21 protein-coding genes are annotated in these 25,859 nt (G+C 52.6%); 19 read left to right on the top strand and 2 right to left on the bottom strand.

Features of this window, described 5'->3' with window-relative positions; translation table 11 throughout:
- Positions 1-44: 44 nt before the first annotated feature.
- The 7 genes from bioD (at position 45) to creD (ending at position 7,296) form a co-directional block, all read left to right on the top strand.
- Positions 45-737, top strand: a complete 693-nt coding sequence (bioD, locus tag ACJJIV_RS09130) for a dethiobiotin synthase (RefSeq protein ID WP_444891483.1) — start codon at positions 45-47, stop codon at positions 735-737.
- Positions 738-854: 117 nt separating this feature from the next.
- Complete coding sequence (locus ACJJIV_RS09125) at positions 855-2,636, top strand: acyl-CoA dehydrogenase C-terminal domain-containing protein (protein WP_444891482.1); 1,782 nt, start codon at positions 855-857, stop codon at positions 2,634-2,636.
- A 111-nt stretch (positions 2,637-2,747) separates the two neighbouring features.
- Positions 2,748-2,939, top strand: coding sequence for a DUF3094 family protein (locus tag ACJJIV_RS09120; RefSeq protein ID WP_252084312.1), 192 nt, complete (start codon positions 2,748-2,750; stop codon positions 2,937-2,939).
- A gap of 9 nt (positions 2,940-2,948) precedes the next feature.
- On the top strand, positions 2,949-3,617 hold the full coding sequence (locus ACJJIV_RS09115; protein WP_444891481.1) for a nitroreductase family protein: 669 nt from the start codon (positions 2,949-2,951) through the stop codon (positions 3,615-3,617).
- A gap of 59 nt (positions 3,618-3,676) precedes the next feature.
- Positions 3,677-4,363 (top strand): two-component system response regulator CreB, encoded by a 687-nt coding sequence (gene creB, locus ACJJIV_RS09110; RefSeq protein ID WP_252084314.1) that lies wholly within the window; start codon positions 3,677-3,679, stop codon positions 4,361-4,363.
- A gap of 1 nt (position 4,364) precedes the next feature.
- A complete protein-coding gene (gene creC / locus ACJJIV_RS09105) occupies positions 4,365-5,789 on the top strand; it encodes a two-component system sensor histidine kinase CreC (protein WP_444891480.1) in 1,425 nt (474 codons plus the stop codon).
- Between the two features lie 124 nt (positions 5,790-5,913).
- Positions 5,914-7,296, top strand: a complete 1,383-nt coding sequence (gene creD / locus ACJJIV_RS09100; RefSeq protein WP_444891479.1) for a cell envelope integrity protein CreD — start codon at positions 5,914-5,916, stop codon at positions 7,294-7,296.
- Positions 7,297-7,347: 51 nt separating this feature from the next.
- Here creD and ACJJIV_RS09095 read toward each other — a convergent pair whose 3' ends face one another.
- Positions 7,348-7,809 carry an EVE domain-containing protein gene (locus ACJJIV_RS09095; protein ID WP_444891478.1) on the bottom strand — a complete coding sequence of 154 codons (462 nt, stop codon included), beginning with the start codon at positions 7,807-7,809 and terminating at the stop codon, positions 7,348-7,350.
- Between the two features lie 120 nt (positions 7,810-7,929).
- Between ACJJIV_RS09095 and ACJJIV_RS09090 the strand changes: the two genes are divergently transcribed.
- The 9 genes from ACJJIV_RS09090 (at position 7,930) to ACJJIV_RS09050 (ending at position 19,954) form a co-directional block, all read left to right on the top strand.
- Positions 7,930-9,018 carry a sensor histidine kinase gene (locus ACJJIV_RS09090; RefSeq protein WP_252084318.1) on the top strand — a complete coding sequence of 363 codons (1,089 nt, stop codon included), beginning with the start codon at positions 7,930-7,932 and terminating at the stop codon, positions 9,016-9,018.
- A 4-nt stretch (positions 9,019-9,022) separates the two neighbouring features.
- Complete coding sequence (locus tag ACJJIV_RS09085; RefSeq protein WP_444891477.1) at positions 9,023-9,838, top strand: LytR/AlgR family response regulator transcription factor; 816 nt, start codon at positions 9,023-9,025, stop codon at positions 9,836-9,838.
- A gap of 378 nt (positions 9,839-10,216) precedes the next feature.
- Positions 10,217-13,312 carry an efflux RND transporter permease subunit gene (locus tag ACJJIV_RS09080; RefSeq protein ID WP_444891476.1) on the top strand — a complete coding sequence of 1,032 codons (3,096 nt, stop codon included), beginning with the start codon at positions 10,217-10,219 and terminating at the stop codon, positions 13,310-13,312.
- Positions 13,309-14,436: an efflux RND transporter periplasmic adaptor subunit gene (locus ACJJIV_RS09075; RefSeq protein WP_444883605.1), complete on the top strand. Its 1,128-nt coding sequence runs from the start codon at positions 13,309-13,311 to the stop codon at positions 14,434-14,436. The genes ACJJIV_RS09080 and ACJJIV_RS09075 overlap by 4 nt, the downstream gene beginning before the upstream one ends.
- Before the next feature lie 92 nt (positions 14,437-14,528).
- Positions 14,529-15,164: a DUF6515 family protein gene (locus tag ACJJIV_RS09070; RefSeq protein WP_444887887.1), complete on the top strand. Its 636-nt coding sequence runs from the start codon at positions 14,529-14,531 to the stop codon at positions 15,162-15,164.
- Positions 15,165-15,281: 117 nt separating this feature from the next.
- On the top strand, positions 15,282-17,453 hold the full coding sequence (locus ACJJIV_RS09065) for a mechanosensitive ion channel family protein (protein WP_444891708.1): 2,172 nt from the start codon (positions 15,282-15,284) through the stop codon (positions 17,451-17,453).
- A 69-nt stretch (positions 17,454-17,522) separates the two neighbouring features.
- On the top strand, positions 17,523-19,013 hold the full coding sequence (locus ACJJIV_RS09060) for a rhomboid family intramembrane serine protease (protein WP_444891475.1): 1,491 nt from the start codon (positions 17,523-17,525) through the stop codon (positions 19,011-19,013).
- A gap of 86 nt (positions 19,014-19,099) precedes the next feature.
- Positions 19,100-19,567, top strand: coding sequence for a cupin domain-containing protein (locus tag ACJJIV_RS09055; RefSeq protein ID WP_444883608.1), 468 nt, complete (start codon positions 19,100-19,102; stop codon positions 19,565-19,567).
- 21 nt (positions 19,568-19,588) lie between these two features.
- Positions 19,589-19,954 carry a thiol-disulfide oxidoreductase DCC family protein gene (locus tag ACJJIV_RS09050; protein ID WP_444883609.1) on the top strand — a complete coding sequence of 122 codons (366 nt, stop codon included), beginning with the start codon at positions 19,589-19,591 and terminating at the stop codon, positions 19,952-19,954.
- Between the two features lie 109 nt (positions 19,955-20,063).
- Here ACJJIV_RS09050 and ACJJIV_RS09045 read toward each other — a convergent pair whose 3' ends face one another.
- Entirely contained in the window at positions 20,064-21,479 is a 1,416-nt protein-coding gene (locus tag ACJJIV_RS09045; protein WP_444891474.1) for a hypothetical protein, read from the bottom strand.
- A gap of 165 nt (positions 21,480-21,644) precedes the next feature.
- Between ACJJIV_RS09045 and pepB the strand changes: the two genes are divergently transcribed.
- The 3 genes from pepB to ACJJIV_RS09030 all read left to right on the top strand — a co-directional run bounded on the left by pepB (position 21,645) and on the right by ACJJIV_RS09030 (position 25,607).
- Positions 21,645-22,934, top strand: a complete 1,290-nt coding sequence (gene pepB, locus ACJJIV_RS09040; protein WP_444891473.1) for an aminopeptidase PepB — start codon at positions 21,645-21,647, stop codon at positions 22,932-22,934.
- Positions 22,935-23,170: 236 nt separating this feature from the next.
- Positions 23,171-24,346: a DUF3667 domain-containing protein gene (locus tag ACJJIV_RS09035; protein ID WP_444891472.1), complete on the top strand. Its 1,176-nt coding sequence runs from the start codon at positions 23,171-23,173 to the stop codon at positions 24,344-24,346.
- Positions 24,347-24,485: 139 nt separating this feature from the next.
- Positions 24,486-25,607, top strand: coding sequence for a DUF3667 domain-containing protein (locus ACJJIV_RS09030; RefSeq protein WP_444891471.1), 1,122 nt, complete (start codon positions 24,486-24,488; stop codon positions 25,605-25,607).
- Positions 25,608-25,859 lie beyond the last annotated feature (252 nt).

The raw sequence follows: 25,859 nt of genomic DNA, 5'->3' as shown, positions 1-25,859 counted from the left end.
AAGTCACCACAAGAAAAAATTTGAACTTTTGAATAGGGGAGGCCTTGGTCTTGGGCAGAAGTTATTTTGTAGCCGGTACCGATACCGAAGTGGGCAAGACCTTTGTCAGTGCGGCTCTACTCACAGCGGCCGCGAATGTGGGATTGCAAACCGCAGCGGTAAAACCGGTGGCCTCCGGTTGTGAGCAAACTGAATATGGACTGCGCAATGAGGATGCCTTGCTGTTACAGGAGGCCGTGACTTTGCATCTGCCTTACCAGCAGGTGAATCCTTTTGCACTGGAACCGGCAATCGCCCCCCATATCGCCGCCATAGAGGCGGGTAAGCAGCTCAACGTATCGCGCATGGCTGGAGTCTGCCGCGGTGTGATGTGTGCCGGCGCTGATCTGGTGTTAATCGAGGGGGCCGGCGGCTGGCGCACACCCCTGGGTCCCAGAGCCTTTCTTTCGCAACTGCCGCGGGAGTTGAATACCCCGGTGATTCTGGTGGTGGGTATGCAGCTCGGCTGTATCAACCACGCACTGCTGACCGCCGAGGCGATCCGCCACGATGGGCTGCCTCTGGCGGGTTGGGTGGCCAACTTCGTCCGTCCGGGCATGGCGCGGGCCGAGGAAAACCTGGCCACCCTTGAGGCCCTGCTGCCGGCCCCGTTGCTCGGTGTGCTGCCCCACAGCGAGACGCGGGATTACCGCGAAGCGGCGCAACACCTGGATATCCGCCCGCTAATACCCAGCTAAAGCACCTCATCAAAGCATTCTCAGTCGGGCCCGAGAGGGCCCAAATCGGTTGACTTTGTACGCCTTCGGCCCTAGATTCAAACAAGCGTTTGAAACACCTGAATGAGGACCGGGAGCATGGCCGACTACAAGGCGCCACTGCGGGAGATGAACTTCCTGCTGCACGAAGTATTTGCTGCGGAAAAACTCTGGGCGGAACTGCCCGGGTTGGCCGGAGCTGTGGATCGCGAGACCGCAGATGCGATTCTCGAAGAGATGGCCAAGTTGGCTTCCAACACCCTGGATCCGATCAATCGCAGCGGTGACGAAGAGGGCTGTGATTGGAACGATGGTGTTGTGACCACCCCTGCGGGCTTCAAAGAAGCCTACGCCACATTCTGTGAGGGTGGCTGGGGCGCGCTGTTGGGCAACCCAGAGTACGGCGGCATGGGTATGCCGAAGATGCTGGGCGCTCAGGTCGAGGAAATGATCAACGCCTCCAATATCTCCTTCGCTCTCTACCCGGTACTGACAAACGGTGCCTGTCTGGCGATCGATGCTCATGCCAGTGAAGTGCTGAAACAGAAATTCCTGCCCAAGATGTACGAGGGCACCTGGGCCGGTGCCATGGACCTGACCGAGCCCCACGCCGGCACCGACCTGGGTATTATCCGCACCAAGGCCGAGCCCCGCGAAGACGGCAGTTACAGCATTAGCGGCAGCAAGATCTTTATCACCGGCGGTGACCAGGACTTGTCCGAAAATATTATTCACCTGGTACTGGCCAAGTTGCCGGACGCACCCAAGGGCCCTAAAGGCATTTCCCTGTTCCTGGTGCCGAAGTACAAGGTGAACGAAGACGGCAGCGTCGGCGAGAGCAATAACGTTAATTGTGGTTCCATTGAACACAAGATGGGCATTAAAGCCTCCGCTACTTGTGCGATGAATTTCGACGGTGCTCAGGGTTGGCTGGTGGGTGAGGAGAACAAGGGCCTCGCCGCTATGTTTACCATGATGAACTATGAGCGGCTGGGTGTGGGTATCCAGGGCCTCGGCGCCTCTGATCGCTCCTACCAAAATGCCCTGGAATACGCCCGCGATCGTATCCAGAGCCGCTCTCCTGCCGGTGCCCAGCAGCCGGAAAAAGCTGCCGACCCGATTATCGTGCACCCCGATGTGCGCCGTATGCTGCTCACCCAGAAAGCACTGGTGGGCGGTGGCCGCGCCCTGTCCACTTACGTGGCTCAATGGCTGGATATCTCCAAGTTCGGCGAGGGTGAAGAGAAAAAGAACGCCGAGGCTATGGTGGCCTTGCTGACCCCTGTGGCCAAGGCCTTCACCACCGATATGGGCCTCGATTGCACCGTAATCGGCCAGCAGGTTTTCGGCGGTCATGGTTATATTCGTGAATGGGGCCAGGAGCAGCTGGTGCGCGATGTGCGTATTACCCAGATTTACGAGGGCACCAACGGTATTCAGGCATTGGACTTGGTGGGTCGCAAGACCGTCGCCAGCGGTGGCGCCCTGTTCGAGCTATTTGCTGCGGATGTACAGCGTTTTATCGCTAGCCAGGTTGACCGCGAGGCGATGGCTGAGTTTGTACAGCCGCTGGCAACTGAGTTGCAGCGCCTGCGCGAAGCCACAGAGAAAATGATCGCCGCAACCAAGGAAGACCCCCACGCGCCGGGTGCAGCTTCGGTGGAATACCTGCATCTGTTTGGCTATGTGGCTTACGCCTTTATGTGGGCCAAGGTGGTTGCAGTTGCGTTGGACAAGCAGGAGGCGGACAGCTTCTACAAGGGCCAAGTGAAAACTGCACGCTTCTACTTCGCGCGTTTACTGCCGCGCACCCAGGCACTCGCCAGCAGCGTCAATGCCGGTAGCGCCTCCCTGATGGATCTGGAAGAGGAACTGTTCTAACAGCCCTCTCGGCAGATTCTAAAAAAGCCTCGCATTGCGGGGCTTTTTTTATGGAGTCGCTTTTCGCTTTCTCCTACACTCGGGAGAAAACAATAAAGAGCGAAACAGCCAATGACCAATATCTCCCAGAAGAGACTCTCCGAGGAAGACCAGGCCCGGGTCGATCAGTATCTGCAAAGCGCGGTCAACCAAGTGGAGCGCAAGCCCTTCCGCCCCTGGTTGTTGTTTGTCATGCTTCTGGTGGTGCTGACCCTACTGTCGTTGATCAGCGTGTTGATCGCGCAGACTAAAGGCGTGGTGTGAGGGCTTGCTATGACGCCCGATAAAAACTTTCAACCACTGAATTTTACCTACCTTGACGATGATGAGATGCGTCGTCGCTCCAGTGACTTCTTCCGCTTGATGCGCCGGCGTCGCTCAGTGCGGGATTTCTCGGTTAAACCCGTGCCCCGCGAGGTTATCGAAGACGCCGTGCGTGCCGCCGGTAGCGCTCCCAGCGGGGCCAATATGCAGCCGTGGCATTTTGTCGTCGTTGAAAATGCCGAGGTAAAACGCCGTATTCGCCTGGCGGCGGAAGAGGAGGAGCGCGAGTTTTACCAGCGCCGTGCCTCAGAGGAATGGCTCAACGCATTGGAACCCCTGGGCACAGATGCGCATAAGCCTTTTCTTGAAACGGCGCCCTACCTGATTGCAATTTTTCTGAAGAAGTTTTCCAGTGCGGAAAATGGTGAGCGATTAAAAAACTATTACACCGCGGAATCGGTAGGTATCGCCACAGGCATATTGATTGCCGCCCTGCATAATGCCGGTGTGGCGACCCTGACCCACACCCCCAGTCCGATGAAATTTCTAAATGAAATTCTTGGCCGCCCTGTGCAGGAAAAACCCTATATGATTCTGGTGGCTGGGCTGCCCGCTGAAGGTGCTCAGGTGCCAGCTATCGGCAGAAAACCCTTGGATGAAATTGCTGATTTTATTTGAGTTACCGCTTTCCGCGCGGCAAAAATAGATACACTGGTGGAATTTGAGCTTAGGGTTCCATGCCAAGAATATTGATCGTCGAGGACGAAGGCGCAATAGCCGATACCCTGATTTACGCGCTGCAGGCCGAGGGTTTTACCACTCACTGGCTGGCGCTTGCCGGCGAGGCTTTAGCACTGCTGAAGAGTGAGTCTTTCGACTTGGTGATTCTGGATGTGGGGCTGCCGGATATCAGTGGCTTCGAAGCCTGTAAACAACTGCGACGCTTCTCCGAAGTGCCGGTGATTTTTCTCACTGCGCGCAACGGGGAAATAGACCGGGTTGTAGGGCTTGAAATTGGCGCAGACGATTATGTAGTGAAACCTTTCAGCCCGCGCGAGGTGGCAGCGCGGGTCAAGGCCATCCTCAAAAGGGTAGCGCCACGCTCAAAGAGAGTAGAGCTATCTGAGGCTAAAGGCCCTTTCCGTATCGATTCGGTGAGTTACCAAATCCTCTTCCACGAACAGTTATTGCCCCTGACCCGCCACGAGTACCGCCTGTTGGAAACCCTGCTGGCCCAGCCCGGAAGGGTGTTTTCCCGTGCACAATTGCTCGATGCTTTGGGGGTGGCTTTGGAAGTGGGGTATGAGCGCAATGTCGACAGCCATATCAAAGGGCTGCGGGCAAAAATTCGTGAGATAGCGCCAGACTCCAAGCCAATCCAAACCCATCGCGGCCTCGGATATAGTTGTTGCCCGGAGCAATAATATGCCGCTCGGGATACGCATTTTTGCCGTCTATTTCCTGTTTGTAGGATTGGCCGGCTGGTTTGTATTGGGCACGGTGATGGATGAGATTCGCCCCGGCGTGCGCCAGTCCACTGAGGAAACCCTGGTGGATACCGCTAATCTATTGGCGGAAATCCTGCGCGACCCGGTGATCGCCGGTAACTTGGCTCAAAGTCATTTACCCGAAGTGCTTAAAGCCTATGGTCGCCGCCGCCCGGAGGCGAGTATCTGGGGGTATACCAAGAGCCAGGTCAATCACCGCATCTATGTCACCGATGCCAGCGGTACAGTATTACTTGACTCCAGTGGCCTCGCGGTGGGGCGGGACTACTCCCGTTGGAACGATGTTTATCTGACCTTGCGTGGCGATTACGGTGCCCGATCCACCCGCGAAGACCCCAATAATCCAGATTCTTCCGTCATGTATGTGGCGGCGCCAATCCGCGATGGCGAACAGATTATCGGCGTGGTTTCGGTAGCCAAGCCCAATCAAACCTTGCAGCCCTATATCGAGCGTTCGCAGCATCGTTTGATCTGGCAGGGTGCGGGGCTGGTTGTGCTCGGTTTGTTGGTAGGCGCCCTTCTGTCCTGGTGGCTCAGTCGTGCTCTGGGGAAACTCACCGATTATGCCCAGGCTGCCAGTGCGGGCCACAGGGTAAAACCGCCGCAGTTACCTAGTGGAGAGTTGGGGCAGTTGGCTGTGGCGGTAGAGCAGATGCGCAGTGAACTAGAGGGCAGGGACTATGTGGAGCGCTATGTACACACCCTGACTCATGAACTGAAGAGCCCATTGGCGGCCATTCGCGGTGCCGCCGAACTGCTCGATAGTGATATGCCGACCGAACAGCACCAGCGTTTTGTGGGCAACATCCAGCGGGAGGCCGAGCGATTGCAGCAGTTAAGCGAACGGCTGCTGCATCTGGCCCAGGTGGAGCAGCGTCAGGGGCTAGAGGAGCGAGTGGCGATACCGCTGGCGCCGCTCGTTGAGGAGCTAATCGAGGCTCAGCGAGTTCGTATCAGTGCCGCCCAACTGCATGTGGAGCAAGAGCTGGCACCGGCACTGCAGCTGTACGGTGAGCGTTTTCTGCTGTGGCAGGCCCTGGCCAACCTACTGGACAACGCGCTGGATTTTACCCTGGATGGCGGCCTGATTCGCGTCAAAGCCGAATGCTGTGGAGAATGGGTCAAGGTGTGCTTGTTCAATCGGGGCGAGGCAATCCCGGAATATGCCCTAGGGCGCCTTACTGAGCGCTTCTATTCGCTGCCGCGTCCTGGGGGTGGGCGTAAGAGTACTGGGCTGGGACTCAATTTTGTTGAGGAGGTGGCGGAGTTACACGGCGGTACTCTGTCGATCCGCAATGTGCCTGGTGGCGTTGAGGTCAGTCTAAATTTGCCCGCTGCCTGATGGGTAAGGTTATTTTCCACTGGCCCCCACACAATCTCCCCAGACTCTCCATATTGCCTCCATCGGCAATCCATACTCGCAGCTCAGACTGAGGTTATCGAAATTGGATACCGAGGTCTGAACCATGAACCGAGCCCTGGCTTTTAAATTGGGCGCTATTGCTGTTTTGATTTTGTTGCTTCTTATTCCACTGACCATGATCGATGGCCTGATCAGTGAGCGAAAGCGTTACCAGAGTGATGTGTTAAAGGATATTGCCCGCAGTTCCAGCTTTAACCAGCAAATTACCGGCCCTATTTTAGTGGTGCCCTACGTCAAGAAATACTGGAAGTGGATAACCAATGAAAAAACCGGTGAGAGGCACAAGGAGCAGCGGGAAGAGCGCGGCCACTTGTATTTCCTTCCCGAGCGCTTTGTCTTCGATGCCGACCTGACAACCGAGCGGCGTGCTCGGGGTATCTATGAGGCGCTTCTGTACCACAGCGATAGTAAGGTCAGTGGTTTGTTCCGAGTGCCGGAGAAACTGGGCTTGGGAGCGAATTTGGATCAGTACCGCTTTAGCACGCCTTACTTATCGGTAGGTATCAACGATATTCGCGGTATCCGCAACGATCTGAAATTGCGCTTGAACAACCAGACATTGGAATTTGCTCCGGGCAGTCGCGCACCGATTCTCGGTGATGGTGTGCACGCTATGCTGCCAATGTTGGATTCGGAAGGCGGTCAAACCCTGGCGTTTTCCTTCGATCTCAAACTACAGGGTACCGAGCACTTCAGCCTGGTACCGGTGGGTCGTGACAGTCGTGTAATGATGAGGGCCGATTGGCCGCATCCGAGCTTCTTTGGCAACTTCCTGCCCAGTAGTAGAGATTTAAACGATCAAGGATTTACTGCGGAATGGCAGACCAGCTTTTTCGCCACCAACTTGGAGGAGATACTGCGGCGCTGTATGGGCAGTGATCATTGTAATAACTTGATTAACAGCCGCTTTGGTGTGAGCTTCCTCGACCCGGTGGATCAATATCTAAAAACAGATCGCGCGATTAAATATGCGTTGCTGTTTATCACCCTGACCTTTGCCACCTTCTTCCTATTTGAAATACTCAAGCGCCTGGCAGTGCATCCGGTGCAGTATGCCTTGGTGGGCTTGGCATTGGCGTTGTTTTACCTGCTGCTGTTGTCTCTGTCGGAGCATATCGCTTTCGTCAAAGCCTACATAATTTCCGCCGCAGCCTGCGTGGGCCTAATTGGTTTTTATGCCAGCGCGGTGTTGCGCAGTTGGCAGCGCGGTCTGGGTTTCGCCGGGTTGTTGGCCGCCCTATATGCACTCTTGTATGGTCTGCTCAGCGCTGAGGACTACGCTCTGTTGATGGGCTCGCTGTTAGTGTTCGGGGTGCTTGGCTGCACTATGGTACTGACTCGTCAACTGGACTGGTACAACGTCGGGCACAGCCCTACCCGAGGGGCGGCGAGCCCGGTGGAGACGAACAACCGTAAGCTGGGATAAATCACTTCGGGGTGGTATGTAACCGCCCCGTTCTAGTTTTCGCTTCCGGTTTTATTGCCGGCCCAATTTCACGATGTAATCCCACTCTTCCTGGCGCACAGGCTGTATCGACAACCGCCCCTGCTTGACCAGTACCATTTCCACCAGCTGTGGATCCTTCTTGATTTCTGCCAGGGGGACCGGGCGTTTGAATTCGCTGCGCCATGCCAGGTCAACGCAGAACCAACGAGGACTATCGGCGCTGGCCTTGGGGTCGAAGTACTTGCTCTCGGGGTCGAATTGCGCCGGGTCCGCATAGGCGGCGCGCACTACCTCGGCGGTGCCCACCACTGCCGGCAGCTTACAGGCGCTGTGATAGAACAGCACCCCATCGCCCACGGCGACCTGATCGCGCAAGAAGTTGCGCGCCTGGTAATTTCGAATACCATCCCAGCGGCCGCTGCCATTGGCTTCGGCGGCGAGGTCTTGCAGGCTGTACTCATCGGGTTCGGATTTGAATAACCAGTGTGTCATGCGGCAGTTTGTCCCTGTGCTGCGCCGGTTGGTGTTTCGCCGGCGATCGGTGCCATTTAGTATGAAGCCATACAAAAGTGTCAAATCGGCGTTATCTTTTTACGCCTCTAGCGGGAGATTATGGGAAACAAAGCATTTCAGTGGCTTTCAGAGCGCCTGTCGAGCCACAGGTCCCAGTACTGGGCCCTGCAACTCAGTGGTTGGGCCGGCTACACGCTGCTGACTTTTATCGGCAGCTTTTTCTGGGTGAAGGACCATTGGATCCACTCGGGTTATATTGCGGTGGCCACCGTCGCCGGGATATTTCTTAGTGAAGTCATGCGTTTCGGCTTTCAGCGCCTATGGAACAAGCCTCCGGTGACTCGATTCTTTGGTTCACAGCTACTGGTGATTGGCGCAGCCGCTGTGTGGGCGGCAATCAAGTTTGGTGGCTCCCTGTGGTTGTACGGTAAGGCGAGCGATGAGCACCCGGTATGGCAGGCTACGTATTGGTTCTCCTATTCGTTTATGATCCTTACCACCTGGGCGGCGCTGTATTACGGCATCAAGTATTATCGGTCTTCACAGACTCAGCGGGCCAAGGCTCTGCGTGCGGAATCCATGGCGCATCAGGCCCAGTTAAAGATGCTGCGCTACCAGCTGAATCCCCACTTTCTCTTCAATACGCTAAACGCTATCTCCACTCTGATCTTGGATAACGATGGGCGCACCGCCAACAATATGGTCACACGCTTGTCTCAGTTTTTGCGTCATTCTCTCGATAATGACCCCATGCAAAAGGTTACCCTGGCCAAGGAAGTGGAGGCCCTGATGTTGTATTTGGATATCGAGAAAGTACGCTTTGCCGATCGCCTTGGGGTACGGCTGGATCTGCAGGGCGATTCGCCCCAGGCATTGGTGCCCAGCCTACTACTGCAACCTCTGGTGGAAAATGCAATTAAATACGGTATCTCTCAACTGGAGAGCGGTGGCGAGATCAATATCAAGGCGCGAGTGTTCGCAGGGGAGTTACTGCTCGAAGTGAGCGACAATGGTCCAGGTATGCCGGAAGAGGAGTTGCGCCTGATAGGCAAAGGTTACGGTGTTGGTATTCGCAATACCTGTGAGCGCTTGCGTGCTCTGTATGGCGATGATCAGAGAGTGCGTTTCCACAACCGTCCACAGGGTGGGCTGTCGGTGAATATCCGCATTCCCTATGAACAGGAATAACGAGATGAGTGCAGTTGAAAACCTGACCGCAGTAATTGTCGATGATGAACCCCTGGCACGTCGCGGCCTGCGCCTGCGCCTGGAGCATATGTCCGGTGTCGATGTAGTCGCTGAGTGCGGCAACGGCCGCGAGGCTCTGGAAATTATTCTGCAGCTAAACCCGGATGTGGCGTTTGTGGATATTCAGATGCCTGGCGTCAATGGTCTGCAGCTGGTGCAGCAAATACCCCTGGAAAAACTGCCCCAGGTGGTGTTCGTAACGGCTTATGATCAGTATGCGGTGGAGGCCTTCGAGGTCAACGCGGTAGATTACGTATTGAAACCCATCGAAGAGGAGCGACTGAAACTGGCTCTGGCTCGCGCACGGGAAAAAATGGCCACGGCGGATATTGCCATACAGCGCGAGCAGCTGCTGGAGGCAGTGGCGGATTTGACCAAGGAATCCCCGGAGGCGCTGGAGCAGAAACTGGTCAGCGGCCAGTTTGCCGGCAGCGCCTACCCGGATAAAATTGCTGTGAAGGACTCTGGCAAGATCACCCTAGTGCCGGCACGGGAAATCGACTGGATTGACGCTGCCGGGGACTATATGTGTGTACACGCCCAGGGCGAAACCCATGTGATGCGTATTACCATGAAGGAATTGGAGCAACAGCTGGATCCAAAATTATTTCAGCGTATTCACCGCTCCACCATCGTAAATTTAAGCCGTGTGCGGGAAATTCGCGCGCATATTAATGGTGAATATCACCTGGTGTTGGACAGTGGTGAGTGCCTGAAAATGAGCCGCAGCTATAAGAGTAAAGTGCAGCATTTTCTTTGAGGTATTTTTGCGCCTAGCGGAAATAAAAATTCACTCAGTAACCTGATCGAATATTCCCGACACTTTGTCGCAACGGCCTTGTTTGCAACTCCTATTGCATTAATCTTCCTTTCCCTAGCCCGCTGTTCTCCAGCCGCGGGCATATCGCACGGCACAGGAAGTGCGGTTATTGGCCCAGAGCTAGAGTGTCTGGAATAATGCCTATGACTCCCAGAAAAATGGTATTTTTTCCAAGAAAATAAACCGGGTGCGAACCAACATACTAACTGCAGGTTTACGATCTCTGCACCAGTGTTTTTTCAGAGACAGTGAAATAGATCAGGACTTGTCTGGGTCACTGCCACACTAACCGTAAATATATAATTAAGGGCCTATGGAATGGCACTGACAAAAGCCGCACTGAAAAATCCTGCTGCCGCCGGCGTGGTAGTGGTGTTCGCCGTCTTGCTGGGGGCTTTTCTTGCCAGCCGCTTACCAGTACAGCTTTTCCCCGATATCGAAAGCCCGCGTATTGTTATCCAGGCGGGCTGGCGTGCTGCCGCACCGAAAGAGGTGGAGGCAGAAATTGTTGAGCCGATTGAATCGGTTCTGCAGGGCCTCACCGGCCTGGAAACCATGGAGGTCAATGCTGGCCGTGGCGGTGCTTGGGTAAATCTCGAATTCAGTATGGGCACCGACATGGACAAGGTGCTGATCGATGTGATCAGCCGTATGAGCAGCTTGCCGCCTCTGCCGCGAGATGCGGAACCGCCGCGGGTAATGCTAGGTGGTTGGGGCGGTGGTACCAATGCACTTACTTATTTCTTTTTGCAGAAGCTGCCTGAAAATCCCAACCACCTCGACGACTTTACCGGCCTGATTGAGGATGTTTTGCGGCCGGAGCTGGAGTCTGTGCCGGGTGTGGCAAGTGTGGAGGCCCAATCCGGTCGTGCCGCGCAAGAGGAACTGCAGGTTATTTTCGACCCTTGGAAAGCGGCCGATTTAGGTATTCAGTTGCCGGCGATCAGCCGTCAGTTGGCGTCGGCAAGAGATGTTTCTGGTGGTTTTACCGATGTCGGGCGTCGCCGTTACACACTGCGTTTTGTCGGTGAGTACAAGCCGACGGATTTATCCGAGCTGGTGCTAGAGTGGCGCGATGGCCAGCCGGTGCGCCTCGGTGATATTGCCGAGGTGCGTGTAGGGCCCTCTGAGCCCCGCGGAGTGGCCACACAAAATGGCAATCCGGCTGTCTCTATGCGCATCAACCGCGCAAACGATGCCAATATGCTTGCCACTCTGGAGCTGGTAAAACAGAAGGTTGAGGAACTGAATGAGACCAAGCTGAAAAACGAACAGCTGGTACTGGTGCAGTCCTTCGATGCCTCGGTATTCGTTTACCGCGCCCTCAATTTACTTGGCGGTAATATGATTTTGGGCATATTGCTGGCGGTGGGGGTGCTCTGGTGGTTTATGCGGCGTATGCGCGCTACTTTGATTGTGGCAGCCGCTATTCCCATTTCCCTTTTATCCACCTTCGTTGTCATGTCCGCCGCTGGGCGCAGTGTCAATGTGATTTCCCTTGCTGGCCTTGCTTTCGCTACCGGTATGGTGCTCGATGCGGCAATTGTGGTGTTGGAGAATATTGTGCGTCTGCGGGAAAAAGGCAGCAATCCAGAGGAGGCCTCGGAACAGGGCGCCGGTCAGGTTTGGGGTGCATTGCTGGCGAGTACTGCCACTACCGTAGCGATCTTCCTGCCGGTATTTTTCCTCAACAGTGTCGAGGGACAGGTCTTTGGTGATCTGGCTCTGACGATTGCAGTGGCAGTGGTATTTTCCCTGTTGGCGGCTATTGCCATAGTGCCACTGGCGGCAAAACTGTGGCTGCCCTCGATTTCCAGTGAGGATCGCCTGGCTCATGTGTGGGAGAAAATCGCCACTCGGGTTATGGCACTGACCGGTACCCGTGCGCGTCGCTGGCAGGTGATCGGTGGCTTTCTGCTGGTGCCTATTGCCGCAACTTATTTCCTATTACCCAATCTCGATTATTTACCGCCGGTAAAAAGGGATGCGGTGGATGTATGGATGAATTTCCCCGCGGCTACAAATACCAAAACTATCGAAAAGGATATCGTCAACGAACTTGACCGGCGCATGGCACCCTTTATGAGTGGTGAGCGGGAGCCGGCTCTCAAAAACTACTACATCATTACCTGGCCCAGCGGCGGCAATATGGGCGTGCGTGTTAAGGATATGGATCAGGCTAAGGAGATGGAGACGCTGTTGCGTGAGGAGATCCTGGTAGATATTCCCGACTTTCAAGGCTTCGCCGCAAGGGGCAACCTGTTTAGCCGCTTTGGTGGAGATCGCAATATCGCCCTACACCTGCAATCCCGTGATGCTGATGGATTAATGCGCGCGGCTGCCCGCGGTGTTGAAGTGGTGGAAGAGGTGATGCCGGGCACCCCAGTGCAGACTAACCCGGGTCTGTCTCTGTCTGAACCAGAGCTGACGGTGCGCCCTAACGACCGCGCCATGCTGGAGCAAGGCTGGAACCGCCAGGATATGGGGGGGCTGATTCGCACCCTCGGCAATGGCCTCTATGTGGGTGAATACTTTGACGGGGAAAAACGCCTGGATATGATTTTCAAGGCCAAGCCTTGGAGTACACCGGAACAGTTGCAGAATACGCCGTTGGTCACTCCCCGTGGAGAGGTGGTATCGCTGAGCCAGTTGGCGAGTGTGGAGCGCACCGTGGGCCCGGGCAATCTGCGTAGAGTAGATGGTCGTCGCACTATTACCCTGAATATTGTGCCACCGGATGACATCTCTCTAGAGGAAGTACGTGCCCAGCTTGAGGAAGAGGTGCTGCCGAAAATTCGCGAGGCTCTGCCCGAGGATGGCAGTATTCTGGTGGGGGGGAACGCTAGTGATTTGGATAAAGCTCTGGTATCCCTTTCACAGAACTTCCTGTTGGCGCTGTTGATTCTGTTCCTGCTGATGAGCGCTTTGTTTCGTTCACTGCGCGATGCTGGGCTGGTGCTGTTAACCGTACCGCTGGCTACTGTCGGCGGGGTCTTGGCACTGCAGTTGCTGAATTTGATCAGCTTCCAGCCCCTCGATCTTCTCACCATGATTGGTTTCGTTATTCTGCTGGGGTTGGTAGTGAATAACGCCATCTTGTTAGTACACCAGACCCGCTCAGCGGAAGGCGCGGGCGCTAGTCGGATAGAGGCGGTGGAACAGGCGTTGCGCCTGCGCCTGCGGCCGATCTTTATGAGTACCTTGACCAGCGTATTCGGCATGTTGCCCCTGTTGGTAGCTCCGGGCGAAGGAAGTGTGATCTACCGCGGTCTGGCTGCCGTGATTGTCGGTGGAATGGCGGTCAGTACTCTGTTTACCTTGATTTTATTACCGGCGCTGTTACAGACCGGTCGCCTGCCTGTGCCGCAATTTACCGGCTTGCGTCAAAGACTGGCCCTGAGGAGTTCCCAATGAAAAAGTTACTTGCCGGAGTTGTCCTGTCCCTCACCTCTGTGGGACAGGTTTTGGCCCAGAGTGGCGCCGTGGCGGTCACTGTGGATCGGGCTGAGACCCGCCAGATGGCAGCTAGCCAGTGGTCCGCCGGGGAGGTGGTGAGCCGTCGCGATATACGTATTTCCTCTGAACTGGATGGCGTGTTGGAGTTTGTTGCTGAGCCTGGTAGCTTGGTAAAAAAAGGTGAGCGCCTGGCGCAGTTGGATGGAACCCATTGGCGCCTGCAGTTGCGCAATAGTGAAAGTCGTATTGCCCAGCTGAAGGCGCGTCTCACCTACCTGGACGCGCAGCTGCATCGACTGAGTAAACTGGCGGAAACCAACAGCACCTCCCGTGCAGCGCTGGAGGAACAGCAGGCCGAGCGCGAGGCGATGGCCCAGGATCTGTTAGCCGCACAGATTGAGCGGGACAGGCGCGCCTATGAACTTGGTAAGACCAACATTGACGCCCCCTTCGATACCCTGGTGGTGAGTCGCGAGTTGCAGGCGGGGGAATATGTCCGCACCGGCTCCGAGCTGTTACGCGCGCTGGATATGTCCCAGCTGGAGGTGGAGGCAGATATTCCGTTGGCTGCTCTGCCCCTGATTGGTGCCGGCGACAGTATTTCGGTGCGAAGCGATGCCTTGTCCCTCTCCGAGAGTGAGCGCGCCAAAGCACGGATTATCAGCGGTCATGTGCGCCAGTATGTACCTGTGGCCAGCGAAAACTCTCGCAGAGTTAAGCTGATGGTGCAGCTGCCCGGCAAGGCTTCACAGCAGTGGGACTGGGTAGTGGGCATGCCGGTACAGGTGGCAGTCCCCCTGTCTGAGGCCCGCGACACCATGGCAGTTCCGCGTGACGCCTTGGTGTTACGCAATGGCGAAACCTTTGTTTACCGTGTGGATAAAGAGGATAAAGCGGAGCGTTTGTCGGTTCGTGTTGGCAGCGGTGATGGAGAGTGGATAGCCGTTTACGGTGAACTCGCTGATGGCGATCGGGTTATTGTGCGCGGTGCCGAGCGCCTGCAGCCGGGGCAGGAGGTGAAGATATTATCAGAGGTGGTGCGCGATAAAGATGACAGCAGTGTTCTGGCGGTGGCTGACTGAAATATTGATACCAGTCTCTTTCAATTAAGTTGGGGAACAGAGTTCCATGACAATACACTTCTGCGACATTTACTTGCTCGTAGAGGTGTCTTATGCGTTTCCTGCTTGCGCTGCTGTTACTGACGATTGCCTCAGCACCTCTCGCGGAGACGCAGGTGGTGCCCCTTCTGGACGGGGCGCGCCTTATCGAAGCCAACAATGAAATTTATTTCTATGCAGATGGATATTTCTACCGGCAGGGACCAGATGGTTACACCCGTGTGGAGCCACCACTCGGGGCTAGAGTGCCGGAAGTACCAACAGGCACATCCTTTTACCTCGGTGGCAAGGATTACCGGCGAGCGGGGAATGGCACTTTCTTCGAGTTTGACCCTAAAGACAACCAATTTGTGGTGGTTACCCCTCCGGCCAATTGGCGCAATTACAATCGCAATCCCCTAGCACCCGAAGTAAGAATTTACCCGCGTGCCTATCCGCCCAATTACGAATCTACCCGAGCCTATCCTCCTAAATACGAATCCTCCCGCAATGTCAGCCAGCTACGTCATTCGAGAAATGTCCGCCGCCCTGACAGAAATCTCGGCCGTAGGGAAGTGTTTTGCAAGGCCAGAGCAGCCAATCTGGTGAGAAGTGTGCATAGACCTGGAAGAGTATCTGTGGTTAGTACTCGCGCCTATCGCAGACAATACCTCAATTGTATGCGCAGCTATGGGCGCAGACGCTACTGAGCCCCTTTAAGTTGAAGAGCCGAGAGCCTGGCCGCTCTCGGCTACACTCAAGAAATAAGCCCCTAAGGGCAAGGTCTTCCCCTTGCTGATACTGCTTCACGGACAGATGTGTATTTTATGCTGGGTGTTGGTGGTTACTTCTTTACTGATAAGCCTAAGACTCGCACCGGGCAACGACTTTCCCACTTTTTTCCGATCGCCTTCTGCCTGATTTTTTTCGCCCTTTGCTCTCTGGCCGCTAGTGCCCAGTTACCCGGTTCCAAGCCCAAGGAATTCAAGGCGGTGGTGCCTGAGTTTGCCGATCCTTCTGCAGATTGGTGGACCGGCTGGACCAATGCATCGCCGGAGCAGCGACGAGAGTGGCTACAGGCCATTAAAAAGGGTTGGCAAGAGTGGCAGCAAGAATTACCTGAAGAGGATGAGGCGCTGCAAAAAGGGGCGAAAAAAATTACCCAGAGCCTGGAGGGGGTGGAGGTCACCTGGAAGAAGCGGCAGGAGTATTTAAAAGTTGAGTTAATGCCGGAGGTGAAGTTTCCGGAAAACCCTAGTGTACTCGACTGGGCCCGCGCCGATGCGGCCATTAGCCGCGGTCAACGCCGCCTGAGTGGTGTGCAGCTAGAGGCGCGGCAGCTGCGCGCTAGCCGATCGCAATCCTTGGCGCAGTTGCGCAAGCAGGTAATTGTGCTGCGTGATGCCAAAGGTGAGGAAGAAGATCAGGCGGCACAAGCGCTGTTATTGGCGCAGATCAATCACCTGAATATTATTGAGCAGCTGGATACGGTGAATGAGTTTCTCGGCACCTGGCAGGAAAAAATCGAACTGTCGGAAACCAAGCTGCGCGGTATGCTCGACGACCTGCAGTTCAGTGAGAAGGATGCCGAAAAGCTGGAGAAATCCATCACCGACAGCGATAAGAAAATTGAGCGTATCGCCGCTACCCGCACCAGTATCCAGAGCACTACCGAGCCCTCCACTGACCCCGACGTCAATATGAAAAAGGACCTCACCCTGATGCAGCTGGAGGTGGACCTTTTAGAGGAACACCTGGGTAAGCGCAAGAGTGAGTTACTGCAATCCATCAACCGCGTATTGAATCCAGAAACTGGCGAGGAGACATTGGTTGTCAGTCGCGAGCTGCTGGAGAATGCCAATGCGGTGATCGATAGCACTTCGCGGGAGCTGGCGATCCGACAGCGGCAGGTGGTGGCTTGGCGCGATGAGGAGGAAAGTGCCGATCTGAGCCGTTGGTGGGCCTACTTTGAACGGATCGGCAGTGGTCTGGCGCGGGCCAACGACTTGGAGCAGGATATCCAGCGTTACGAGAAGGCCCAACTTGAAGTTTACCGTGAGCGCCAGGGCTGGTGGGCCACGGTTCGCGAACGTTTGGCGCTAACCGGCCGCCAGGTATACAAACGCTGGCGCACTCTGGCGGATTACCAGCTGTTTACTATCGCGCAAAACCCGATCACGTTGCGCCTGATTGCCAGGATGGCATTTGTGTTGGTCTGCGCCTGGTTGCTGTCGGTGCTGACTCGCGCCTTCCTACGCCGGCTGGTACGCAGGGAACACGCCAGCGAATCCTCCATGTATAACCTGAGTCGCGTATTGCACTACACCTATATCGGCGTCGCCCTGATTGTGGTGTTGAGTATGCTCGGCCTGGATACCTCCAAGCTGGCACTGGTGGCTGGAGCCCTATCTGTAGGTATTGGTTTTGGCTTGCAGGCTATTTTTTCCAATTTCATTTCCGGGCTTATTTTACTGTTCGAAAGGCCCTTGAAGGTTGGGGACTTGGTAGAGCTGGAGTCCGGTGTTTTTGGCCGAATCCGCGATATCAATGTGCGTTCAACCCGTATCACCACCCGCGACAATGTGGATATCCTGGTACCGAATACCGAGTTTGTCGCTGGGCGGGTGATTAACCATACCCTCGATGACCCGGTGCGTCGTATTCATGTGTCCTTTGGTGTTTCCTATGCCTCCGATCCAGACTTGGTGCGGGAAGCTGCACTGGAGGCCGCCTCGCGGGTCAATATCACTCATACCGACTGGAAGCGTAAAACTGAAGTCTGGCTGATGGAATTTGGCGATAGCGCGCTGAATTTTAAGCTGGTGGTATGGGTGAATAGTAACATGGTCACATCTCTGGGTGACTCCTATGCGCTTTACAATTTAGAACTGTTACGGGAATTTCGTGAAAAGGGTATCGAGGTGCCTTTCCCACAGCGGGATCTGCACCTGCGCAGTTGGGATGCACCGGCAATGATTACTCGCGCAGGGAGAAAGTAGTAACCCAGGGAGAGAATCGGGCTTGAGTTGCGGTGAACAGGCGTAGTATTTTCCAAACGGCCGACGGTGATGTCGGCCCCATCCCTGTTATTTTTATTGCAGCGTTTTGCTATTGGGCGTTCGTGCAATATCTACAAGGAACTGCCCGTGCTGATAATCCCGATCCAGAATAAACCAGACTGGCGCCGACCTCCTCTGATGTGCTTTGTGCTAATCCTCGCCAACTTACTGGTATTTATGTTCTACCAGGGCGGTGACGATGCCCGCTGGCAGCAGGCTGAGGAATATTACTTCGACAGTGACTTACCGGATCTGGAGGAGCAGCGCTTCCTGATTTATGTCAATGAGGAGCATCCCGAGTGGCGCCTGCAGATGGATGTGGAGGGCGAGGAATTTGTCTATCGGGAACTACTGTGGAATACGGAATTTCACCAGTGGTTACTACCCCGGCTAGAACAGGAGGGGCAAACCCAGTGGTTACAGCAGCGCCAGCATTTTGCCGGGCTGCGCGACAAGATTAGCAGCATGGCCCTGGGTCTGACGCCGGCGGAGCCCAGCGCGGCTGGACTTTTTGGTCATATGTTTTTACACGGCAGCTGGGATCACCTGATTGGCAATATGGTGTTTTTGCTGCTGTTTGGCTTATCGGTTGAGCTGGCGCTGGGGGGGCTTTGGTTTATCACCCTCTATCTTCTCGGTGGCTTGGCTGCAGCTAGCCTGCATATGTTGGTTGAATCGGACAGTTATGTACCTATGGTCGGTGCTTCTGGCGCTGTATCGGCGATTATGGGGATGTTCGTTGCTATATACGGAGTGCGGCGCTTGCGCTTTTTTTACACCATCGGATTTATGTTTGGCGAGTTCAGTGCGCCGGCTCTGATGGTGTTGCCCCTGTGGCTGGGTAAGGAAGTGTTTGGCTACCTATATGGTGATGCCGGGATCGCCTATTGGGCCCATACCGGCGGCTTGCTGGCTGGATTTGTTCTGGCCTTACTGCTGATTTACTGGCGACCACCGTTAAAGGCGATGCCGCAGGAAGAAGAGGAACTACCATCCCCGCAAAAGAGCGCGCTGGCGCGCATCGATCGATTCCAGGAAGAGGGTAAGCTGCTCGAAGCCGCAGAGGCTGCGGCCTCCGCAGTACGTCAGTATCCCGACCACCTACCGCTGATACAGCGCTTTATCGAGTTGACCGCGATTAATCCCGATAGTGAGGCGTATCACCGAGCCAATTTGGCGCTATTTACCCAGGCGGCCAACCCAACAGTTGATGCTCGTATTATTTCCTCCGGTTATTACAGTTACCTGCAAACTACGCAGAAGCCTCGAGCCCTAACTGCCAAAACTTGCCTGCTGATGGCGCGCCGCGCTGCTGAAGCCAAAAACTGGCCCTGGCTCGATGAACTCTTGAACAAGCTTATTGCGCAAAGAGTACAGCACCCATTGATACCCAAATTAGGTATGACTCTGGTGAATTATTACCGACGTCTGGGCGAGGAGGGGCGTGCGCGGGAAATGAAGGCGTTAACCCAGGGGATGGAAATATCTGGACAGCCCTAGAGGATAAAAACCTGTTTATTAAAATACATTGGCAGTTAGACAGATCCCAGTAAGCATCCATAAGATCAAATTGGCAGGGGAGCCATATGAATAAATATATTCTTAAAAAAGAACAAATCCTGGATATGGAGGGGGAGCACAAGGTGCACTTCCTCAACCCGAATGCAGTGCGCCGCAATAAATCCTTGGGAGACATGACCGGGATAAGTGGCTTTGGCTTTCACATTATTGAAATAGAGCCTGGGTACGAATCCACAGAGTATCACTGCCACAAATTTGAAGATGAATGTGTCTATATCCTGCAGGGGCAGGCTTCAGTATTCATCGGCGAAGAAAACTATATAGTGGGTGAAGGGGACTTTATCGGATATCCGGCTAATGGCCTTCCCCATGTGATGAAAAATACCGGAAACGATATTCTGCGCTGTATCGTAGTGGGCCAGCGCCTGGATCATGATGTAGCAGACTACCCCAATAAGAATAAGAGGATTTACCGTAATAAGGGGTTACCGTGGGAACTAGTGGATCATAAAGATATCGAGCACCCTCGTTAACTCCACAGACAGAGATTCTGTATGGCCACAAAAGTACGTGTTTTCTACAATTCTGCCTGTCCGGTATGCGATGCGGGTATCCGTGCTCAGAAGAAGAAAAACACCACTTGCGGTGTGGAGTGGGAAGATGTTCACCTTGATAATGCCAAAGCACAGCAGCTCGATGTGGACCTGGAATTTGTGCGAGAGCGCTTGCACGTGATTGATACACAGGGGCACCTGCGAGTGGGTTACGAAGCATTTATAGCGATTTGGGAGAACTCTCCCAGTGAACAGTGGAAAGCAAGGTTGTCAAAAACACCGGGTCTGCGATGGTGTCTTAACAAAATCTATAATGGCTTTGCCCGCTGCCTCTATCTATGGAATAGGGCTTTAAAGCACTGGTGAGATTGCTTCTGATTTTCTACCGGGTGGAATAAACGGATAGAGAAAGCACGCAACCCTCTCCTGGAAACGTGCTATCGGTAAGGGCTGCTGACTCTTTGACCCTGTGAATTTATTGGTGTGTGTTCTCTGAACTATTTAGTACTTTCCACAGAGTATCGATTTGATTGCGTAGAGTGCTGTTGGGGAATTTCTGTCTAATGAATTGCAGTAATTTCCTGGCCAGATCTTCGCGGTTCAGCCCATCCATATATACCTGTGCCAGCAGCAGGTAAGCCGCATCCAGCTGTAGATAACTTTCCTTGTGTAGATTGTTCAATAATTGCGCCGCCAGCTGGTATTTGTGCTGTTGATAGAGCACCTTGGCTAGGGTGTGGCGAAGCTCGGGTTTTACAATAGGGGGGGCCGGCTCGGTGGCCAGGTAAAGTTCCGCCGCTTTGTGTGGCCGGTTGAGTTGTATGAACTTATCCAGTAAATGGGGGCCAAGTTCCCGCAGGGCTTTTTGGTCCTGGGTTGCCAGTAGCAAGCGGTAGTAGCGTTCGTTGAGGGCTTCATCATTGGGGTAGCGGCGCAAGCCATCTACCAGCGCCTGACGTGCGGCTGGAAGATTCGATTCGCGCATTAAAATCTGTGCATCGGCCAAAGCGCGTGCGCGGTTGAATTCATCCTCTTCCAGAAAGGTACTTTCATCATCCAGTTCGGCCTGAATACCCAGTTTTTGCTGCCGCGACAGGCAGATGTAACCCATCATGGCGCTAGTTACGATATAGAAATAGGTAGTTGTGGCTGCAATCACCGGGCCCAGGGACCAGGGGGGTAGCTTTTCAATGGCAATGGCCATCAGCAGATTGGGTGCAGCGGAAACCGCAGTGGTGGTAATCCACAACAGCCAGTAGGGCCAGCCGATAATCAAAGTGAATTGTAGTAACTTAAGTGGATTGATCGCCGCACGCAGGCTGTGTTCAAGGGCCAGTACAATCATCGCTGCCGGCGCAAATAGGAAGAGGGCAAAAGCATAAAGCTGCACGGCACCCATACCGAAAAAGAAGAGTTTGTAACCAACAAAACCGGCAATCAAGGTCATAGCGATGACTTTCAAGAACAGCGGTGCACTATTACCGTCCAGGGCATCGCCAATTCCGGGAGCTTCCAACTGGCCACTGGCAAGCCGCTCGATAACCAGCAAGTTGTAGCGGCTCACCAGGGCAACGATGCCCACCAGGGCCACGATTGCTAAAAGACCCAGGCCTGAGATTAGTAAACTGGCTGCAGCTGCCAGTGCTATGATCGCCAGGGGGCCTGGTTTTAAGGCGTAGAGAAAATAAAAAATTCCCACCTGCCAAAAGGGCTTAGCACTGTTGCTGGCACCGATATACTCCACTGGATCGCGACACAACGGACACTCGGGTCCAAGGCCCTGATAGTTGGCACTGGAGCCTGGGATACATTCGCTACAGTATTTGCGCTGACAGGGTTGGCACTGCCAGGATGCATCGGCACTAGAATGGTAGCGGCAGGATTCAGCCATGAATTTTCCCTAAAAACTTTTCTTCCTGAAGGTTTATTGTGTTTCTTTCTAACAGCTTATCCGCCGTCATCGTGGCGGCGCAATCGTCGAGTATTTTTGATGTACTGTTAGAATGCAGCGTGAATCCCAATAAAATTGGCACACAAGTTTCAAAAAAGGTGTTGTATGACAAAAGCTATGCGCGTTCATTTGGTGGAAGGCACTGCAGGAGAACCCTGGGGCGAGGCGGCGTTACTCAGTTTTAATGGCAGCGAAGCCCATATCCATATTGGTGCGGCCAAAGGTGCTGCACTGGTGGCGGCGCAACGCGCGGCTCGGCGCCTCGATGGCATGGGAATCAATGAGGTGATACTCAGCGGTGAGGGTTGGGATATCGAAAGTCGCTGGGCTTTCTGGGGCGGTTATTTTAATCCACGTATCAATAATAAAATCCACTGGGGCAGCGAGGATGCTGGCGAGCTAAAAGAACTGGCAGCACGTGAAAATGCTGCGTGTTGGGTCCGCGAGATTACCAATGGCACGCCGGATGATGTTTCTCCCAGGGTGCTGGCGGAGAGCGCGGCGGAAATGCTACAGAAGCTTGCCCCGAGCGCAGTTAACTATCGCATAGTGGCCGGGGATGACTTGCTGCGCGATGGCTTTGTTGGTATCCACAATGTGGGCCGTGGTAGCGTGCGCGAGCCGGTCATGTTACAGCTCGACTACAACCCTACAGGCAATGCGGATGCTGAGGTGGATATCTGTCTGGTGGGCAAGGGGATCACCTTCGATTCCGGTGGCTACAGCATTAAGCCCTCAAGCAACATGGCCACCATGAAATCTGATATGGGCGGTGCCGCTATGGTGACTGGAGGCCTCGCGCTGGCCATTGCGCGTGGTCTGGAAAAAAGAGTGAAGCTGTACCTTTGCTGTGCGGAGAACCTGGTTTCCGGCCACGCATTTAAGTTGGGCGATATTATTGAATACAAGAATGGTGTCACCGTCGAAGTGCTGAATACCGATGCGGAAGGGCGTCTGGTATTAGCGGATGGCCTACTCGCCGCAGGGGAAGATAAGCCTCGCTTTGTTTTGGATGCCGCTACCCTGACGGGTGCTGCCAAAATGGCTGTAGGCCGCGACTTTAATTCAGTCTTCAGCTTTGAAGATGAAATGGCACAGAAGGTACTGAATGCTGCAGCACATGAAAATGAGAAGGCCTGGCGCTTGCCACTGGAGCCCTTCCATCTGGAGCAGACCCCCTCTAACTTTGCCGATATTTCTAATATAGGCGCTGACGGTAGCCCTGGGGCTTCAACTGCGGCGGCCTTCCTTGCTCGTTTTGTATCGGAGGAGGGCCGCAACTGGGTACATATAGATCTCTCTGGCTCTTACCAGCCAAGTGCCAATGACCTTTGGGCCGCTGGTGCCAAGGGACATGGCTTGCGAACTATTGCTCGTTTCCTACTGGATAATTAATACCCAGCAATTACTGCCAAAAGCCTTGCAAAACGCGCCTAAAATTGGCGCGTTTCTATTTTTTCCTGACCAGCGCCTGTAAATTTTCACGAAATTATATTCCTTTTGAAAGCTTTAATCAGTGAACTTTCACTAGTTTAGGTTTTTTTAATTTGGCTCGTTAATTGGGACTTGGGCTCATAAATACGTTTTGTGTAATTCGGAAATTTATTTTAAATGTCGAGGGGTAATAGGTAATGAGTACTACGGCATCCGCAAATCATTCTTCTCAAAAATCAAATCGTTGTGCTAACTGCGAAACTGAACTTTTGGGACCTCACTGTTACAAATGTGGTCAGCCGGTCAAGGGGATGGTGCGTCATTTCTCCTCCATAATTGGAGACTTTTTTGACACTCTACTGGCATTTGACTCGCGTACATGGAAAACAGTGCCATCCTTATTCTTTCGACCTGGATTTTTAACTACTGAATATTTTTCAGGTCGTAGAGTCCGCTATGTAAGTCCTGTAAGGTTGTTTATTTTTCTTTGTATCACCAGTTTTTTTGTTACTCAGATTAATAGTAACTGGGCTATTAACTTTGGTGGCAATAAATCTGTAGTTGTGGATACTGAGTCTGCCGAAAGAGGTCTTGATCAGGCTGTTGAGAATTTAAAAGACCTCCAAAAAAAACATGCTGAAGACAATTTGGTGGTCATCAATTTAGAGGAGGTAGAATCTGACCTTGTTGAAGAACGCATTGAAATTAAGACGGGTTTAGACGAACTGAATACGGATCTAGATAAAGTTAATGTCAATCTGAACGGTGTTGCAGGGGCATCAAAGCAATCCGAATATTTCACTAAGGATGCTATTGCTTCGGGGCTAAATGAAACTATTACCGAAATAGATGAAGAGTTTTTTCAAGTTGGCTGGATTCCTGATTCTTTGGAAGATTGGGTTAATAAAAAAGTAGACAGTGCCCATAAAAATGTAGAACGAGTCACTGAAGATCCAAATCGATTTAAGAAAGCATTTCTGGGAGCCTTGCCTTCTACTTTAATAATCATGTTGCCAATTTTCGCCATGATGTTATGGGTAGCTTATATCTTCAAACGTCGACTTTATATGGAGCATTTGATTGTTGCACTGCACAGTCACGCTTTTATTTGTTTAAGTATTTTAACTGCCAATCTGTTTTACAGCGCAAGCGAAAAGTTTTCTGATTACAATGTAATCTCTTCACTTTTTGATAATCTGTTTTTTCTGCTAATTATTTGGGTCCCCATTTATCTATTTTGGATGCAAAAGCGTATATATCAGCAGGGGTGGCTTATTACCTTATGTAAATACTCTTTTCTGGGAGGGGCTTATTTGATTTTGCTGGCCTTGGGTGCGGCTTTGACTGTTCTCTGGAGCTTGGCAGAGCTTTAGTGCTAGTTTTTAGCTATTCTTGAAATAAAAGAAATTGATCAGTGGTTAGTATTTTTTGAACGTTCTTCACATAATAAGATGCAAAGAAATAGAACGTTTTTATGGTTGATACCTAGAAGTAGAAAAAAGGAAAGAGGTAATGAGTTGTTCAGAAACAGTGGAACATATAAAAGGAAGTGTTGCTGAATGTGCAAACTGCAAGACCGAACTTTTGGGGCCACACTGTTATTCTTGTGGTCAGCCTGTAAAAGGAATGGTGCGCCAATTTTCTAACATAATCGGGGATTTTTTTGACACATTACTAGCGCTTGATTCGCGTATAGTACGCACTCTGGCGCCTTTGCTGTTTCGTCCTGGTTTTCTAACAGTCGAGTATTTTGCTGGACGGCGGGTACGTTATGTCAGCCCAGTACGTTTGTTTATTTTCTTATGTATAACAACCTTTTTTACAATTCAGCTTAGCACTGATTGGAAGGATTATTCATCTGAGAATGATGAGACTGTGGTTGAGGAAGTATCTGATATAAAGCAGCCCCTTGATGAAGGGAGAAATACTATATCAGACACACCAAATCAGGATGACGAGACTGAGTTTTTGCCGAATGAGGCTCCAAAAAAAGTTGGTGAAATAATCGATGAATTTCAGAGGGCTGAGCCAAAATTGGTAGTTGATATTTTTGATAGTGAAGAGGATGAACATTGCAGTGTAAAGATTGGTGGAGCTTGCTGGGATAACAAAGCTGAACGCCCAAGATTTTCAGGTGTACCACAATCCCTGATGGATAGCGTGGCTGAATTCTTGCTAAAGATCGAAAAAAATAGTGATCTAGTTGAAGCTGATCCCAATCGTTTCAAGAAGATTTTCCTTGGTTCTTTACCTTCCACACTATTTATTATGCTGCCTATTTTTGCATTCATGTTATGGCTGCTTTATCTGTTCAAGCGAAGGTTATATATGGAACACTTAATTGTTGCATTACATAGCCATGCATTTATTAGTTTGGCACTATTGCTGACGACTCTTCTACTTAATGTTCAGGGTTGGTTTGGCGGTTATCCATGGGTTGAGCAGATCACGTGGAGTTTAATATCTATCCTTGTCTTTTGGGTACCTGTATATCTTTTAATCATGCAAAAGCGTTTATATAGGCAAGGTTGGATTATGACTTTGATTAAGTATTCTTTCTTAGCTGTTGTGTATCCGCTAATGCTTTCAATTGGAGCTACATTAGCAGTTTTATACAGCGTCGCAGAATTTTAGTATTTTCTGTTTATTTTCGGATGTTCTCACTCAGTAGTAATTAGGGTGCTAGGGTATTAAAAATACACGTTTAATACCCTTTATTATAAGAGGATAAGTTAATGTGGATGGATGAGGATATATGCATTGCATCTTGGTTATATTTGAAATTTCTCTAGCGCTGAGGTGTCTTAATTATAAAACTGAATTTAAAATTAAAAAATCATGATAAATAGGAGAGCTACAACTGTTTAAGATTAAATCCCGCCAATA

It is taken from the genome of Microbulbifer mixtoriginis (SeqCode), from assembly GCF_052466765.1.
This window is presented reverse-complemented; position numbering and strand designations above follow the sequence as displayed.